The 16733-nt window shown below is 49.5% G+C and carries 11 protein-coding genes; 7 read left to right on the top strand and 4 right to left on the bottom strand.

The features are described from left to right. Positions 1-262 precede the first annotated feature (262 nt). Complete coding sequence (locus tag I2H74_RS09960) at positions 263-1321, bottom strand: ArsR/SmtB family transcription factor (RefSeq protein WP_195573806.1); 1059 nt, start codon at positions 1319-1321, stop codon at positions 263-265. Positions 1322-1440: 119 nt separating this feature from the next. Between I2H74_RS09960 and I2H74_RS09955 the strand changes: the two genes are divergently transcribed. From I2H74_RS09955 to I2H74_RS09940, 4 genes are all read left to right on the top strand, one after another. Continuing rightward, the gene (locus I2H74_RS09955; protein ID WP_195574061.1) at positions 1441-3234 is read left to right on the top strand and encodes an alpha/beta fold hydrolase; all 1794 of its coding nucleotides are present in this window, start codon (positions 1441-1443) and stop codon (positions 3232-3234) included. Positions 3235-3588: 354 nt separating this feature from the next. After that, complete coding sequence (locus tag I2H74_RS09950; RefSeq protein ID WP_195573805.1) at positions 3589-5433, top strand: discoidin domain-containing protein; 1845 nt, start codon at positions 3589-3591, stop codon at positions 5431-5433. Positions 5434-5694: 261 nt separating this feature from the next. Then, positions 5695-8382, top strand: coding sequence for an ATP-dependent helicase HrpB (gene hrpB, locus I2H74_RS09945; protein ID WP_420707437.1), 2688 nt, complete (start codon positions 5695-5697; stop codon positions 8380-8382). Positions 8383-8578: 196 nt separating this feature from the next. After that, the gene (locus tag I2H74_RS09940) at positions 8579-9079 is read left to right on the top strand and encodes a CcdC family protein (protein WP_195573804.1); all 501 of its coding nucleotides are present in this window, start codon (positions 8579-8581) and stop codon (positions 9077-9079) included. A 270-nt stretch (positions 9080-9349) separates the two neighbouring features. On the opposite strand, the gene I2H74_RS09935 is transcribed toward I2H74_RS09940, so the two are convergent. After that, positions 9350-10330 carry an aromatic ring-hydroxylating oxygenase subunit alpha gene (locus I2H74_RS09935; RefSeq protein WP_195573803.1) on the bottom strand — a complete coding sequence of 327 codons (981 nt, stop codon included), beginning with the start codon at positions 10328-10330 and terminating at the stop codon, positions 9350-9352. Positions 10331-10598: 268 nt separating this feature from the next. Here I2H74_RS09935 and I2H74_RS09930 point away from each other — a divergent pair, with 268 nt between their 5' ends. The 3 genes from I2H74_RS09930 to I2H74_RS09920 all read left to right on the top strand — a co-directional run bounded on the left by I2H74_RS09930 (position 10599) and on the right by I2H74_RS09920 (position 13415). Further along, the gene (locus I2H74_RS09930) at positions 10599-11948 is read left to right on the top strand and encodes a uracil-xanthine permease family protein (protein WP_195573802.1); all 1350 of its coding nucleotides are present in this window, start codon (positions 10599-10601) and stop codon (positions 11946-11948) included. 316 nt (positions 11949-12264) lie between these two features. Further along, on the top strand, positions 12265-12822 hold the full coding sequence (locus I2H74_RS09925) for a GNAT family protein (RefSeq protein ID WP_324254042.1): 558 nt from the start codon (positions 12265-12267) through the stop codon (positions 12820-12822). A 131-nt stretch (positions 12823-12953) separates the two neighbouring features. Then, entirely contained in the window at positions 12954-13415 is a 462-nt protein-coding gene (locus I2H74_RS09920; protein ID WP_195573801.1) for an ASCH domain-containing protein, read from the top strand. Positions 13416-13831: 416 nt separating this feature from the next. On the opposite strand, the gene I2H74_RS09915 is transcribed toward I2H74_RS09920, so the two are convergent. Beyond that, positions 13832-15088 carry an MFS transporter gene (locus I2H74_RS09915; RefSeq protein WP_195573800.1) on the bottom strand — a complete coding sequence of 419 codons (1257 nt, stop codon included), beginning with the start codon at positions 15086-15088 and terminating at the stop codon, positions 13832-13834. A 172-nt stretch (positions 15089-15260) separates the two neighbouring features. Further along, on the bottom strand, positions 15261-16646 hold the full coding sequence (locus I2H74_RS09910) for a YjiH family protein (RefSeq protein WP_195573799.1): 1386 nt from the start codon (positions 16644-16646) through the stop codon (positions 15261-15263). Positions 16647-16733 lie beyond the last annotated feature (87 nt).

Below are 16733 nucleotides of genomic sequence, written 5' to 3'. Positions count from 1 at the left end.
TGTAAAAGTAGGAGCTCATTCTTGGGCTATAGAGTATGTATATCTTCATAACATGACGAACGAGCAACTGATAAACAGTTGCTCGTTTTTTATTATATAGAATGGATAAGCGCTGCTGCCTAAGCATCATTGAATACTATTATGGCGATAAAACCTGCCTCTATACGCGATCACTTATCATTAAATGGTCCCGAAAGAGAGGGTATGTATGTTCAACTAACACCTTGGAAACAACTTGTTTGTGCCGAGTCTATCAAACGATCTATGTGCCGATCAGTGCAATTCGCATTTGTTCCATCAGCTTCTCGATCTGATCTGCGCGATGCTCGTAGTAAATGCGGTTTTCCTTGCGCACCGCCTCGATAATCCCTAATGAAACAAGAGAGGACAAGTGGTGCGAGACGGTTGAATTCGATAAATGGAGCCGTTGTGCCAGCTCGTAACCATACAGAGGCCCCTGCTGGAGAAGGCGAATGATCTCCAAGCGCTTCTCGTCTGCAAGAATTTTGAACGCACTTAAGATCTGTGCTTTGTCCATTGTGAGTGTGGTGCAGGCTTCAAACTTCTTTGTGCCGTAAACAAGCAGTATGCAATCATCAAGCTCACTGTAGCTATGAATATCATAGAATGAGGCAGTTGGAGCAAGTACCAGCTTTAGCAGCCCTGTCCCCTTAGGTTCCATCTGAAGCATCGTTTCAAACACCTTGATTAAGGCATCCTCGCCGTGCTCTTCAATATAGTTCTTGAGCAGTTGGACATGCCCCTCCTGAAGTTGAATATACTGATAAAGATCATCGGCTACATACGGATGGAAATCCTTGAGCAGCTGAATCAGTCTTTGCTTTGTTTGATCCGCATGAATAAAGAGATAGGTTGCCTTCCACTTCTCAGCCTCAGGCAGATTGCTGTTCTCGATGAGTGCATGAACCTGAGCAGGATCGTTATCATCGATATCTTTGTGTTCAAAGTATCCGGTTTGAAGAAGGAAGGGGAACCATTCTTGGCTTGGCGTATCCTGAAGCTTCTCCATTAGAGAGTCGATCGAATCATGTACCTGGTGCTTCCAAGCAAACCAGATGAGCGTAAGTCCAAAATAGCTTTCGAAGTCAAAAAAGACCGCGAGCTCATTACGGACATCTTCTGGAATCATGGACCGCTTGCGCTCCACCCAATGATTGAGTTCAAGCGGCTGTCTGCTAATATCACGTGTATGATGCTTCAGCAGATGCTCATGCGCATGTACACGAAACATCATCGCGAGCAGCTCGAAGACAGGGGATACGGCGACTTGCAGTCGATCCGAAAGGGGCTTCAATTGCATAATGAAATGATCTCCTTGACATGGATTAAAAGGTAATATTATACTATCATTAATTTCGATGGTTATCAAATGTAATATTCGATGATTATCGATCGTATGAAAATCTAGGAGGGTGAATGATGATTACATTTCCAAAAGCGAGCATGAATCAGTATTTTGAAACTTATATTATCGACAACTTTGATGTAGCGAAAGACGAATCGCGTCTCGTATTCAGCAGCAACCTGAACGGCAAGTTCAATCTATGGGCGCTAAGCCTTCAGGGAGATCAGCGTTACCCTTATCCTTTGACGTATATCAATCAGCGGGCCGCCTATATTAAGCAGGATCCGAATCAGAAGTTTATTCTGGCAGGGTTTGACCATGAGGGGGATGAAAATGTACAAATGTACGCACTCCCATGGGAAGGTGGCGAGCCCCAGAAGCTGATCCCAGCCGAAGAGAAGGACAAATTATTCTTCAGCCACTTGTCAGAGGACGGCGAACGTATTTATTACACAACCTCTCAGGGTAATCCGATGTTCATGAATGCTCATGCTTATGATCTAAAAACACAAGAGAATCGATTGCTGAATGAGGGTAAGGAGGCAACAACGTCCTTGGCCGCCGTCAGCCCTGATGAATCAAGCTATGTCTATGTAGAATCCTATTCCAATACGTATCAATTGGCGATATTGAAGCGTTCAGGTGAAGAGGATCGTTGCCTAACGCCTTCTAGAGAGACAGTGCACCGTGCAGGTGGAGTCAAGTTCATTGATGAAGACACGATTCTTTTTGTAACCGATTATGAGGCAGACACTCACTATCTGGCTGAGTACCGCATCTCCACAGGTGCTTTTAAAGCCATTTGTAAGATCGAGAAGGAAGATATCAGTGACCTGGCATGGCATAAGGATTCCCGCACGGTGTACATGACGACGGAACGGGGAGTAGCGGATAAGCTCTATAAGTTCCAGTTGGATGAAGGCGTGCTTGAGCCGATGGCGCTGCCGGTCGATGTCGTGATGAAGCTGGTTGCAATGCCGTCTGGACAGCTGTATGTGCTTGGACGGAGTGCCATTGAGCCGTATAATATTTATCGTTACAGCAATGGAACGTGGGGCCGATTGACTCAGAACGTCGTTGTTGGCTTGACGAAGGAGGATCTCGTGGATCCTGAAGTTATTACGTACCCTTCCTTTGATGGGCTGGAGATCGAGGCTCTGCTCTTCCGTGCGAAGCCAGAGTGTGCCAATGGTTATACCGTGTTCTGGCCGCATGGCGGTCCGCAAGCGGCAGAACGCAAGTTCTTCCGCGCGATGTTCCAATACACCCTCGCACAAGGCTATAACATCTTTGCACCGAACTTCCGCGGCAGCACAGGATATGGAAGTTCCTTCGTGAAGCTCGTGGAGCGCGATTGGGGCGAGGGTCCGCGCAAGGACTGTGTTGCTGGAATGGAATGGCTGTTTGAGCAAGGCATCTCCAGTCGGGAGAAGCTGTTTGTCGTTGGCGGAAGCTATGGCGGCTACATGACCCTGCTTCTGGCTGGCCGTCATGCAGACTATTTCCGTGCTGCAGTAGATATCTTCGGCGTAAGCAATCTGTTCACCTTTGTGAACTCGGTGCCGGAGCATTGGAAGCCGATGATGGATCGCTGGGTAGGAGATCCTGAGCGCGACCGTGAACGCTTTGTTACCGATTCGCCGATTACGTATCTGGATACGATGACGAACCCAATGCTTGTTATCCAGGGGGCCAACGACCCGCGTGTCGTGAAGGAAGAGTCGGATCAGATCGTTGAGGCGCTTCGTGCCAAAGGCCGCGATGTTGAGTATCTCGTATTTGATGACGAAGGACATGGCTTCTCGAAGAGGGATAACGAGAAGAAGGCGTATAGCACCATGGTTGATTTCTTGAATCGACATCAATAAAGTGTATAACGAGCAGGAGCAAGCAGGGAATAAATCATATCACATCTGCTGGTCGTGCCGATCATTCCTTTTATAGCAGTTCGTGCAATTTTCATCATTAATCAAATAAAGAACTCCTATTAAGCCTTCTTGCTTCTGGACACAGCAGCAGGAAGGCTTTTTTACTAGAATATAATAGGGGTCATCATATACGGGAAATACTGGCGATATTAGGGCCGTTATAGGATTTAACAATAATAAACATATTTCATTCATTAATCATATTGTAATACTATGAAATAAAGATTACACTCATGTAGGAATAGTTTTCCAATAATTCTATTTTTAAAAGAGGGATAGGAGAGTGTAATTGGAATGAAACCAAAGAAATGGATCATGTTTAGTATCGCAGTGATGCTCCTGTTCAGCATGTTGCCGCTGTCAGCAGCGTTAGCAGCTGCAGGTGTACCAGGAACGCCGGTTCTGACCCATGACAACTGGGATGGAGATGGGGACTACACCATTACGATGAGTATGTATTGGGGAGAGAACGGAACGTCGTTGGAGCTGTATGAGAACAATGTTCGAATCGAGACTCAAGCACTGACGGATGGTACACCGAATCCGCAAACAGCCACAAAAGCTTTTACGGGCAAAGTGAATGGTACATATACGTACACGGCAAAGCTGATCAACAGCCATGGGAGTACAATGAGCCAACCCGTTACGGTTAACGTGACAAACGGAAATACGGCACCTGCTCCAGAGGTTGAAGTGACCAATTTTACGAATAATGAAACGATACATTATTCCTTTCCGCTCATTCGAGGAATAGTAAGCGATACAAGCGCGACAACCATCACGTTAACCAATACCTCCTCTAATCGAAGCACAAAGGTCATTCAAGGACAGGTACATCAAGGGCGCTTTAAAGTATTTGCCGATCTCATACCTGGTGAAAATAACTTGGTTATCCAAAACGGCACGAAGCAGACTACACTAACGTTGAACTACGAGCCGAACACCTCTAATGCTGTAACCCGCATTTTTTGGTACGTCCCAAGCGATGGGAACACTCAGTACCAGACCCAACTAGCAAATGACCCTCAAAACTACGAAGCGAAGCTAAGCACCTACATGAAAGTCATCCAATCCTTTACCGCAGACTCAATGAACAATAATGGATACGGCCGCAAGACCTTCAACCTTGAGATGAATCAGCTTACAGGCAAGGTAGAGGTGCATGTGCTAAAAAGCCAGCATCCAGCCTCATATTACTACAACACGAGCTACAATAAGGATGATTTGTATGGAGAAGTTGCGAGCCTGATTCCAGCACAATACCCGCAAGCAGGCACAAAGAATCTTGCTTTTGTCGGATTCTCCAAGTACGATGCAGCTGCTCAATATATGTATGCCCATATTGCGCTCGGTGGAGGCGATTACGGCGTGTTTGGCGGTTCAACAGTGTGGCTGTTCCCAAATGACGAGACAGAAGTGTTGAGTAAGTTTGCGGATCTTGGCCCTGTTGACCCTGCTTTCGTAGGGGAACCGGCCACTACGGTGCAAAAAGCGATATCGATCGGATACGGAGCTGCCTTGCATGAGCTCGGGCATGCTTTTGGCTTGCCGCATGAAGGGGGACCAAATTCTATCATGCTGCGTGGGTTCGACTGGCTGCATCGATTCTTTGTACTGAAAGATGCAGATGGCTATGTCTTTAATGAAAATGAGCTCCCGGCCTGGGATCCAGTCAGTGCGATTACCTTGAACAACAGTCCCTTTTTTAAAGCAGGCCAGCAGCCAGGGGGACTGACTGTAGGCGGCACGATTACGGTCAGCAACGACAATAGTCCTGCCGGGGAAGGAAAAGAGAATGCCTTCGATAACAACGATGCATCAAAATGGCTCACGTTTAACAGCTCCTCACATATTCAATATCAGTTCGAAGGCACTAATGCGTATGCTGTAAAAACCTATTCCATCACCTCCGCCAACGACTTCCCGGAACGTGATCCTAGGAATTGGACGCTATCCGGATCAAATGATGGTACGAACTGGACAGTTCTAGACACGCGATTGAATGAAAGCTTTGCTTCTCGTTACCAAACGAAATCGTACAGCATTAGCAATACTACGGCTTACCGCTACTATAAATTCGACCTAGCCAATAATAGCGGCGGCATCTTGCAGTTAGCCGACATTCGCCTATACGATTAAGTGTTTATATGACTCCGATAAAGCCTTCCTGCTGTGCCAAAGCAGGGAGGCTTTATTCATTGCATTGGAAATGTGAATCTGGACAGATTCTTATATAATAGGGAGCATGGTGCTCGAAAAGATACGGTCTGAGCTCGCTCAGCAGCCTTTTTGGTGAACAGGCTGCCAAAACCCTATGAAAGCAGGGATCCTTGTTTGAATAATAATAAGAAGGCTTCTACACTTCCTTTGAAGTCTGAACCACCCTATGAAACCACTCAAATGGATGAAAAAATAGAACGATGCCTCGCAGCTTTGCCTCCCATGCCCATTGACGAGGTATGCCTCTCATTAAAAGAGAAGCTTAGAAAGCAGAGCGCAGCGGTGCTTGTGGCGGAGCCTGGTGCGGGAAAAACGACCCGCGTACCGCTTGCGCTTCTGACAGAGCCATGGCTTAACGGCACAAGAATCGTGATGCTTGAGCCAAGAAGGCTCGCAGCCCGCACAGCTGCCCACTATATGGCCTCGCTGCTTGGTGAGCGAGTGGGAGAGACTGTGGGCTACCGGGTTCGCATGGACTCCAAGGTTGGCCCCCGCACAAGAATTGAGGTCGTGACTGAAGGTGTCTTAACGCGGATGCTGCAGGAAGATCCTTCGCTAGAAGGCGTAGGACTGCTTATTTTTGATGAGTATCATGAGAGAAGCCTTCATGCAGATCTTGGCCTCGCATTGTCGCTCGAGGCACAGGCTGTTCTAAGAGATGATCTGCGCATGCTTGTGATGTCGGCGACGCTGGATGCAGAGCCGCTTGCACAGCTGCTCGGGGATGCCCCTATTCTGGAAAGCAAAGGCCGAGCGTATCCCGTTGATACCTTCTACGTGCCTGCTAGCAGAGACATGCGCCTCGAATCGGCATGCGCCAAGCTTGTGATGCGCGCCCTGCATGAGCAGGAAGGGGATCTGCTGGTGTTCCTGCCGGGTGCAGGAGAAATTCACCGTACAGAGGCGGCTTTAACGCAGGAGCTTTCTCAACACAGCGCCCTAGGCTCGGCAAAGATTCGAATCCGCAAGCTGTTCAGTCATCTTTCGGAGCGTGATCAGGAGCTTGCGATCGCGCCTAGCGTCCCTAACGAGCGCAAGGTTGTCCTGACGACTTCCATCGCCGAGACGAGTTTGACGGTTGAGGGAGTGAAGGTCGTCGTTGATTGCGGCTTCATGCGAGTGTCGCGATACTCCTCGCGTACAGGCATGTCCCGCTTGGTCACGGAGCGCGTGACGAAGGATGCCGCCGATCAGCGCAGAGGAAGAGCGGGACGGCTCGGCCCTGGCGCATGCTACCGGATGTGGTCCAAGGAAGAGCACGCGCATCTGAAGCCGCATCGCCTGCCTGAGATCATGGATGCTGATCTGCTGCCGCTTCAGTTGGAGATAGCGGCATGGGGCGCCCCTTCTGGCGAAGGTCTCCGGTGGATGACGCCGCCGCCAAGAGCTGCGCTGTTGCAGGCACGTCAGCTGCTTCAGCAGATGGGGGCTATGGACGCCGAGGGAGGCTTGACACCTCATGGCAAGCAGATGGCCGCGTACGGCCTTCACCCGAGGCTGTCTCATATGGTGCTTGAGGGTATAAGCCTAGGTTGGGGCGAGATCTCCGTGGAATGGGCGGCTTTGCTGCAGGAGCGGGATATCCTGCCGCGGCATGCGGTCACACTGGGCTCGCCAATGGCCGCACCGTCTATCGGCGGGCCGGATATTCGCAAGCGTTGGGAGATTGTGCATGCCTATCGCAGGCGTGCTGCCGAGCAGAAGCGAGGACGCTTATCCAAGTCCGATGCAGCCATTCATCTGGAGGCTATCCTCCCGCATGTGGACCAGGCAACCTTGAATCGCGTTGTGGAGGAGGTTAAGCGATTGGCAAGAGCTTTTCCTGTTGCGCAAAATGATGGCATCAAGAAGAATCAGAAGACATCGCAAGAGCTGTCGCTAGAGGATATAGGCGGCGTGCTGCTAAGTTTGGCTTTCCCTGATCGAATTGCGGAACGCCGAGCAGATGGGCGCTATCTGCTGAGCAATGGCAGAGGTGCTGCCTTCCTTGGCAGCAAGGCGCAGGACCCTATCGCCTACGCGCCCTATCTTGTAGCCTTGGATCTGGATGATCAAGGGACAGAGGCGCGCATCTTATTGGCCGCTCCTGTCACAGCCGAGTCTCTGCTTCAATATGCTGCAAAGTGGATGGAGCCTCATCTCCACTTGGCGTGGGATGGGGAAGCTGAGGCTGTAAGGGTCAGGGAGCAGGTTAAGCTCGGTGCCATCGTCTTTCGCGAGCGCCCGGTGCAGAATCCAGATCCCGATGCAGTAGGAGCTGCTTTGCTTGCAGGCCTACGCTCGCATCCAGAAGGACTTGGCCTGCTGCCTTGGAGCAAGAAGGCAAAGGAGTGGCAGCTTCGGCTGCAATTTCTTCACCATTACCGCCCAGACGAATGGCCAGCAGCCTCTGATGAAGCGCTGCTTGATACAATGGAGGAGTGGCTGCTGCCCCATGTGTACGGCATGAAGTCGAAGCAGGAGCTTCAGAAGCTTGATCTGGCATCTATCCTTGAGAGCTTCATCCCCTGGAGCGAGCGGCAGGAGTTGGACAGGCTCGCTCCATCGGCATATGTCGTGCCTAGCTGCTCACGCATTCGAATCGATTACTCCAATCCCGAGCAGCCGGTGCTGGCAGCAAGGCTTCAGGAGCTGTTTGGGCTTATGGAGACGCCGAGAATTGCAGGGGGCCGCGTGCCGCTTACCCTGCATCTTCTCTCGCCGGCGGGTAGACCTGTACAGGTCACGCAGGATTTGGCAAGCTTCTGGAGCGGCACTTATTTTGAGGTGAAAAAGGATTTGAAGGGGCGGTATCCAAAGCATTACTGGCCAGACGATCCTTCTATCGCTATTGCGACCCGTGGAGTTAGGCCAAAAGGGACGTCCTAATCTTATAAAACCATTGGTATGAGCTCGTTAGAAATGGGCTGGCATGTGTTTAATAAATGAGAAGCAGACATGAATTGGCACTTGAGGCCGATTGTTGATAAATAGCATTTCATTTTGGCTTGATGTAAAATGAATGCATATGCTGCTCGTCATGAATGGGGGAGACAAGCAGTAGGATTCATGGAGGTGAAGCGAGATGCCACATGTGATGATGTCATCTCATCTAATATCTGTGCTCGTATCGTTATGTGCGGGTGCAGCCGTCATCTTCCTTCGATTGCGTGCGCAGAACAAGCCTACCAATGCGAAGAAGATCATTATGCCGCCGATCGGCATGGCGACGGGCTTTTTGATGTTTGTCGTACCGGAGCTGCGCATTCCTTGGCAGTATGGGGTTATCGCCTTTTTTGCAGGGGCTGTGCTGTTTGCCTATCCGCTGATTCGGACATCCAAGTTCCACCGCGAAGGGGAGCTCATTTATTTGAAGCGTTCCAACATGTTTATCGTTGTGATCGTAACGTTGTTGATTGTTCGGCTGCTGCTGCATGATGTTGTGGAGCAGTATGTGACGATCCCGCAAAGTGCAGGCATCTTCTTTATTCTGGCCTTTGGCATGCTGCTGCCTTGGCGGGCTGCCATGTACCGGGAATATAAGAAGCTAATGGTCAATCAGCCGACTCAGTCGCTTCAATCCTGATACGATCATTAGGATAACAACTTATCTATATCTGTTAATTACAAGATCTACCGGATATAAGATTCTAGTTCGAACGCAACGACAAGAAGACGAGCATTGTATAGCCAATTGCTGTACAATGCTCGTCTTTTTCTCTTACAGAATCGAATATTGAAGCTTCGCCTCGGTCAGGACCAATATTCTATTACGCGATAAATCTATTCTATATATGATCCATTTTCTCTGAATGACCTAGAAATGGGTTTCTTATAACCACGTTATACAGTTCGCTTACGCAGTGCCCCACTGTACGCCTAGCTTCTTCAAGTACTGACGGTAAGCGATGCTTACACGGTCGCATTTCAGGCTAAGTTCTGTTTGCAAATCGAGCGGAAGATCCTCTGGCTTTTGATTTTCCACGACAGGCTTGTCCTGTGCAAAGATCATGTCTTGGAACTTGACGGTCTCCTCATCAGTCGTGCCTGTATCGTAATTGAACAGCATAATGCCGTAAGCAATGGATGTATGGGCATCCTTCGGCTGCACCGTAAGCAGAATCGTCATCAGATTGCCAGTCTCCTGATCGCGCTTCGTAAATTTAACGGTCAATGGGCGCTCGATGGCATAAGTGTAGTATACGTACTTCGCTTGACCAGAGCCATCCGGATCTGGCTGGAAGATCGCAATCTCCTCAGAGCGAATGCCGTGTTCATCATGAATCATATGATAATCGCCGATCTCCGTATGCTCCGAAGTGCCAAGGTAGCCTTCATGAACGACCGCAAGATGGCCGACATCTAAGAAATTCTCAATAATGCGCGGCGGCTTAGCCTCTACATGCTGTGGTCCCCACATGACCACACGATAGGATGGATCCTCAAACTCTGGAAGAGAGAATCGCGGCGTTTCTGCATCTCCGCTCAGATTAACCCAAATCATTCCGCAGCGCTCTTCGCAGCCGTACACGATGGCACGCGCTTTCTTCGGGATCGCTTGTCCTTCGGGCAGCTGAGGAATCTTTGTGCAATCCCCCTCTGCATTATATTCCCAAGCATGATAAGGACATACGAGGTGTCCGTCTTTCACGCAGCCAAGCGACAGTGCTGCTCCACGGTGGATGCACAGGTCCTTGAATGCACGAACTTCATTTCCTACACGAAATACGACAACGCGCTCGCCCATAATGAATACTTGCTTAGGCTTGTCTGTGAGTTCGGAGGACAAGCAGGCGACGATCCATTCTTGCTGTAATACCGTATCGTTGACAATCATTGGATGAAAAATCTCCTTTTTACAGGTTTGGTGAGTTCCTTTAGAAATGACTAGTATATGTTCGTCATTTATTTCTCTATATCAATATTTTAGGGGATCATGAGGTGGTGGTCAACTCTAAAACCGAACATTTAAGTCATATAAATTAATTTTATTCGTAAAAAGGGTGTACAAACAAGGAAGGAAGTCCTATAATCGACCATGTGAAAAGGTAAAACGTTATAGTGTGTGATGGGTTAGACAACTGAGGGGGAGGCAATTCTTATTTATGGAACAGCAATCACAATCCACAGATTTGGTTGTAGGCGTGGATGATAAGATCGGTCCAGTCAAAGCCTTTGTGCTCGGGCTGCAGCATGTGCTTGCAATGGATTTGTACATTGCGCCGATTATTATCGCAGGAATGCTTGCATTGTCTGCTGCTGACACAGCATTCTTTATCCAAATGTGCTTCTTCGGTGCAGGACTCGCGACGGTGATTCAGACAGGCTTTGGCTTGAAGCTTCCTGTCGTTCAAGGTCCTTCCTACGTGCCGATCGGCGCCATTGGAGCTATTGGGGGCAAGCTTGGCATGGGAGCAATTACGGGGGCGCTCCTGCCAGGTGCATTGATTATCGCTATTCTCGGCTATCCGCTCAAATGGTTTGCGAAGTCCGTTCACCGCTTTATACCGCCGCTTGTTGGCGGCACGGTTATTATGATTGTCGGGATCTCGCTTATGCCAGTTGCGATGGGCAGCATTTATCGTGCGGAGGGCACGCTTGGCAACAATCTAATTGTTGCGCTTGTCTCTGCAGGCATACTGATTATATGCATGCTGCTTGGCAATAAGGGCAAGGGCCTTGGAACGATATCTCGTCTATTGTCGGTACTCGTAGCGATTGTGGCGGGTACGTTTACGGCTTCTCTTTTTGGCGGTGTGGACTTTACTGCCGTGAAGGAAGCGAATTGGTTCTCTATGCCTACGATCTTCCCATTCGGAGCGCCAGTCTTTGATTGGGGTGCTATCTTTACGATGGTGCTGATCTATTTCATCATATTGATTGAAACGACAGGAACTTGGTTTGTCGTGTCTACAGTCACAGGCAAGGAGCTGACGAATGAGCGCTTGAATCGCGCCGCTCTGGGCGAAGGCCTTGGCTGCTTCACGGCGGCGCTGTTCGGCGGTACGCCGATGACAGGCTACTCTTCAAACGCTGGGCTTATTGCGGTAACAGGCGTAGGCAGCCGCATCGCGATTATGGCGAGCGGTGTGATCCTCATGGCGCTGGGTCTGATGCCGAAGCTGTCTGCGCTGATTACTTGCATTCCGGAGCCTGTAATCAATGGAATCTTTGGCGTGGTCTGCGTAGCGATCTTCGTAAACGGCATGAAGGTTATTCAGTTGGTGAAGCTGAATGAGCGCGCGATGATGATTATTGGTGTACCGATCCTGCTTACGATGGCGATTGTGGTGCTTCCAAGCGACGCGCTGCAATCTGCGCCTAGCTTCGTCTCTTATTTCTTCTCTTCCGGCATTACGGTAGGTGCGGTGGCCGCATTGCTGCTGAATGTATTGATACCGAACAAAGAGAAAGCTGCGAAGGCACAGGATCAGGAACAGCCGCTTTCTGCATAAAGACTAGGTTTTTCCCAAGCCCCCATCCGGGGCAAGGTTATATTTTATATCGCTCTCCTCTTGGGTGGTGCTTATGGCGCCACCTTTTTTCATGGTATAGAAAAGAGTGATTTCCGTTGAGAGGTACTTGGCAATAGGTATCCCTCTAGTCACGGTTGTTTGTCGTTAAAAGAGCTTCAACACTGACAGAAGTTTGTTGTGTTAGACTCAACATGAGAATGGAGTCTTTTTATAAATAAATAATTTCCCTTTCGACTGGTCTGATCATCCTTTACGCTAGGAAATGACGTACGTTAGGAGAAGGGAGGAAATACAAGTGTCTTTATCTTCATTCCATCCCGTAAGACTTCGCCCGATGTGCATGGACGATCTGGAGTTTGTAAGCCGACTGGAGTGCGATCCTGAACAATGGCCCTACGAGGAAGCGGTCGCCCCCTGTGCTGAAGCGGTTTATGATAAGTATCGGCAAGAGCTCAATGAACAGGAGCCGAGGGAGCACTATAACCATATCGTAGAGATTGAAGAGCAGGGAGAATGGCATCCCATTGGCATCATGCAGATTTGGAGCTATGTGGCTCATCGTAAGAGCTGGGAGATTGGCTATGCTTTAGCATCAACGTACGAAGGAAGAGGATATGCCACGCATGCCTTGCATCAGATGCTGCAATTTGCCTTTGAGCAGCTTCATGCTCATAAAGTTGTGGCGATGTGCCATGAGGATAATATACGCTCGATTCGACTCTTGGAGCGAGTTGGCATGAGACGGGAAGGCATTTTTAAGGAAGAGCTGAATTGGCGCGGGCAGTGGAAGGATCAATACTTCTACGCGATCTTGGAGCATGAATATAAGCGTTCAATAGATCTGCAATCGTAATGGCGCCTATGATTATGGCCTATCATTATTAACTGAACGATGCTGTCTACAGTCTGATGGATATGGATCGACGTGGATAGCGTGCTGTACATGTAACACATGAGAATTCAAATCGAGAGGAGAGTATGAAGTTGACCGAACAAGAACTGTGGAAAGCTTATCTAAGCACGCTGCCTGAGGAGCTCGCTTCAACGCTCCATTATACTGCCTGGCATTTTTGCGATAACGAAGCGGATGCGAATGAATTGGCGGAACTGGTGCTGGCCGGTGTGAAAAGGGGGACGGCATCAAGCCTGTGGACCTATGAAGTGACTGGCGATTCCGTTCCTGTGGTCGGCGAGCGATCCGTGATCCTGGATTGGAGCGGGAATGCGAAGTGCATCATTCAAACGACGCATATTGATCTCGTGCCTTATGGTGAAGTAACCGAGGCATTTGCAGCGATTGAAGGAGAGGGTGACAAGAGCCTGGCATATTGGAGAGCTGCGCATGATCCCTTCTTTACCCGAGAATGCGAACGACTAGGGCTTGTTTTTAATGAATCCATGCCTGTTATTTGCGAGCAGTTTGAAGTGGTGTATAAGCCCATTTGAAGATATTGCGTTTCATGAGAAAACCTCTTTCGAGCCTATTCATGGATGAGCGTCCTCGTATAGGGACAGGTTTTTTCGCCAAATCCCATTTTGGTTCCGTTTATGACGAAACGTATGAATTCTATTCTGGTTAAAAAGACAAACAGCGATGGTAATGATGAATAGAGGCTAACCACGAAGCTCCTTATTACAGAAGCTTCGAAGGGATTGAGTCCTCTTATTCAAACATCACAATCGCTGTTTTTGATCTATATACACTTAATAAGTGCTTCTTTGATTCTCATCAATGATATTGGCGATAAAGGAAGACCCTTAAACCAGGTGCTCATCGTGTAGAGCTTCAATTCTTCTTTTTTATCATATCTGCAACGTGATACTTTAGGCTTCAATATCTTCTCTGTCTTGTTCCTCCATCATTACGCTTGATTGGTCCAAACACGCACCTTCTTGTCGGTTGGCAGCGCTAAGGTCAGCAAGCCGAAGATCGGCAGGAACCCTGCGGCCACCATCACATCATGAATACCGAAGGTGTCGATGAAGTTGCCAAGCAGGAGGCTGCCAATGCCGCCCATGCCGAAGGCAAGCCCTGTGATCAGGCCGGATACGGTGCCGATGCTTCCGGGATGGAGCAGCTGTGCATAGATGACGGCCGTCGAGAAGCTGGACATCAGGACGAAGCCGGTCAGAATCAGTACGATGGCTGCCCCGATCAACGGCAGGTAAGGAAGCGCCAGCGCGAACGGTATCGCGCCAAGCAGCGATGCAACGATAAGATTGCGTCTGCCGAAGCGATCCGCGAGCGGCCCGCCGAAGAAGGTCCCTGCTGCGCCTGCCCCGAGGAACAGGAAGATATAGATCTGAGCCTGATCGACGGTCAGATTATAGGCTTCAATCAGATAGAAGGCATAGTAGGTGCCAACGGCTGATACATACCAGGAACGTATGGTCACGACGAGGACAAGAATGACGGTTGCCCACATCACCTTCTTTTTATAAATAGGATGAATCTGGCCGGCTTCGCGCTTCGCGAATGTATAGCCCTGCTTCAGGCTACCACCGTACCATTTGGCAATAAAGCTCTGAACCGCAATCCCTGCCGCAGCAACGGCTGTAAAGCCTAGAGCGCCGATCTGCCCGAACGGGATAAAGATCCACTTGGTTAGAAGCGGAGCAAGCGATTGTCCAGCGTTGCCCCCGACCTGAAAGATCGATTGAGCCAGACCCTTGCGGGAACCAGCCGCCATATGGGCGACGCGCGAGCCCTCTGGATGGAATGCCGCAGAGCCTAGTCCTACAAAAACAACAGAGACCAACACCATGATGTAGTTTGGCGCAAAGGCAAGCAGCAGCATGCCGGTAAAGGTAAAGCACATGCCTAGCGGGAGCAGGAGCGGTGTCGGGCGCTTGTCTGAGAAATAGCCTACCACCGGCTGCAGGATGGACGCCGTAAAGTTGATGGCGAACGATATCCAGCCAATCTGAGCGTATGACAGGCTCATCGTATCCTTGAGAATCGGGAAGATGGCGACAATCACCGATTGAATGGAGTCGTTGAATAAGTGTACAAAGCTGATCGCAAACAAGATGCGGTATACGGTATTCGAGCTCGACTGCGAGGCCGTTTGATTCAGACCGTGACCGCTCTTTGCTATTGCAGCAGGCGGTTCTGCCATATGAAGTTGTCCCCTCTCTGATATGAAATCACGTACACATGAAGATGACTGTAAACATATATAATTCTTGTGCAACAAGCAATCGTGAAAAAAGCCCAATTCCAAATGAAAACCTTAATCGGTCTCGCAGGAACTGGGCCGTTCTTCCAAAGTCTTAAAAGTTGGATATATTCTAAAATATGAAATGCGCAATGCCAATAATAATCGGCAACGTAATCACAGTGCGCAGCAGGAAGATGAGAATGAGATCCTTCATCGTAATCGGCAGCTTCGAGCCGAGCAAGAGTCCGCCAACTTCTGACATATAGATCAGCTGCGTAACAGACAACGCAGCGACGATAAAGCGAGTCATTTCGCTCTCGATGCCGGAGGCGAGCACCGTGGGGAGAAACATGTCCGCGAAGCCGACCATGATCGTCTCAGAGGCGGCCTGCGCCTCAGGAACCCCTAGCCCGGCCAGAATCGGATAGAAAGGTTTGCCGATCCATTCAAAGATCGGTGTATGCGTGGCAACAGCGACCGCTGCCGTCCCAATGGACATAACAACGGGAATGACGCCGATCCATAGATCGAGCGTGTTTTTAAGGCCATTGCGCACAAAGAGTGTAATCCCCTCGTGGCTCTTTGCCTTGCTGACTGCTTGATGCATTCCATATCTCCATGTTGACCAGCCTTCTGGCACCACTTCCTCAGAACGAATCATAATGCCCTCTTCATACATATCCGGCTTCCATGAGAGCGGTGGGATTCGCGGCATAATAATAGCTGCAACCAGTCCCGCAAAGGTCACCGTAGCATAGAACGGAAGGAACAAATGCCCTAGCTGCACGTTAGACAATACAATAAAGCAGAACGTGATCGACACTGCGGTAAATGTCGTACCGATAACGGCCGCCTCTCGCTTCGTATAGTAGCCCTGCTCATACTGCTTGCTGGTCATCATCACTCCGATTGTGCCATCGCCAAGCCATGAGGCGATGCAGTTAATGGCGGATTGGCCAGGCAAAGTGAACAGCGGGCGCATAATCTTCGTCATAAGCATGCCGGCGAATTCCAAGAGCCCAAAGTCGACAAGCAGCGGAAGCAGCAGCCCCGCAAGCAAGAAGACGACGAAGAGTCCTGGCAGAAGACTGGTCAGCAGCATGCCGCCAGTATCTTGAGACCATACCCACTCCGGTCCAAGCTTGAAGTACGTACATAGGACAAAGATCAGTCCAATGGTCCGAACGGCATACCAGAACGGAGTGACTTGAAAGAGTGCTCGCCACAGGTGAGAGTCACGGAAGCTAGCCGGCTTCACAAATAGAGCAATCGTCGACCCGATCCAAGCGATGCCAATAATGAGCAAGGCAGCGATCGGCAGCACATTCTCTAGTGCTCCTTGAATAATCTTGGCGAGCAGGGCGATAGGAACGGTCATCTCGCCTTGCCATGTTATAGGGACCACAAATAGGAACAAGCCTATGATGGAAGGTATAAGGAATGACAACACGCCTCTAACGGATAGGCTTTCCGGTCGAGTAGGCGTGGAATCAGGAGTTGTGTTCTTAGAAGTCATGGATCGAATAGCTCCTCATTCGTTAGGTAGTATATTTATGCAACATGGACAACTTTATACGAAAATGAATCAAATTCCAAGGAATTC

Source organism: Paenibacillus sp. 1001270B_150601_E10, assembly GCF_015558675.1.
Classification (GTDB): Bacteria; Bacillota; Bacilli; order Paenibacillales; family Paenibacillaceae; genus Paenibacillus_B.
This window is presented reverse-complemented; position numbering and strand designations above follow the sequence as displayed.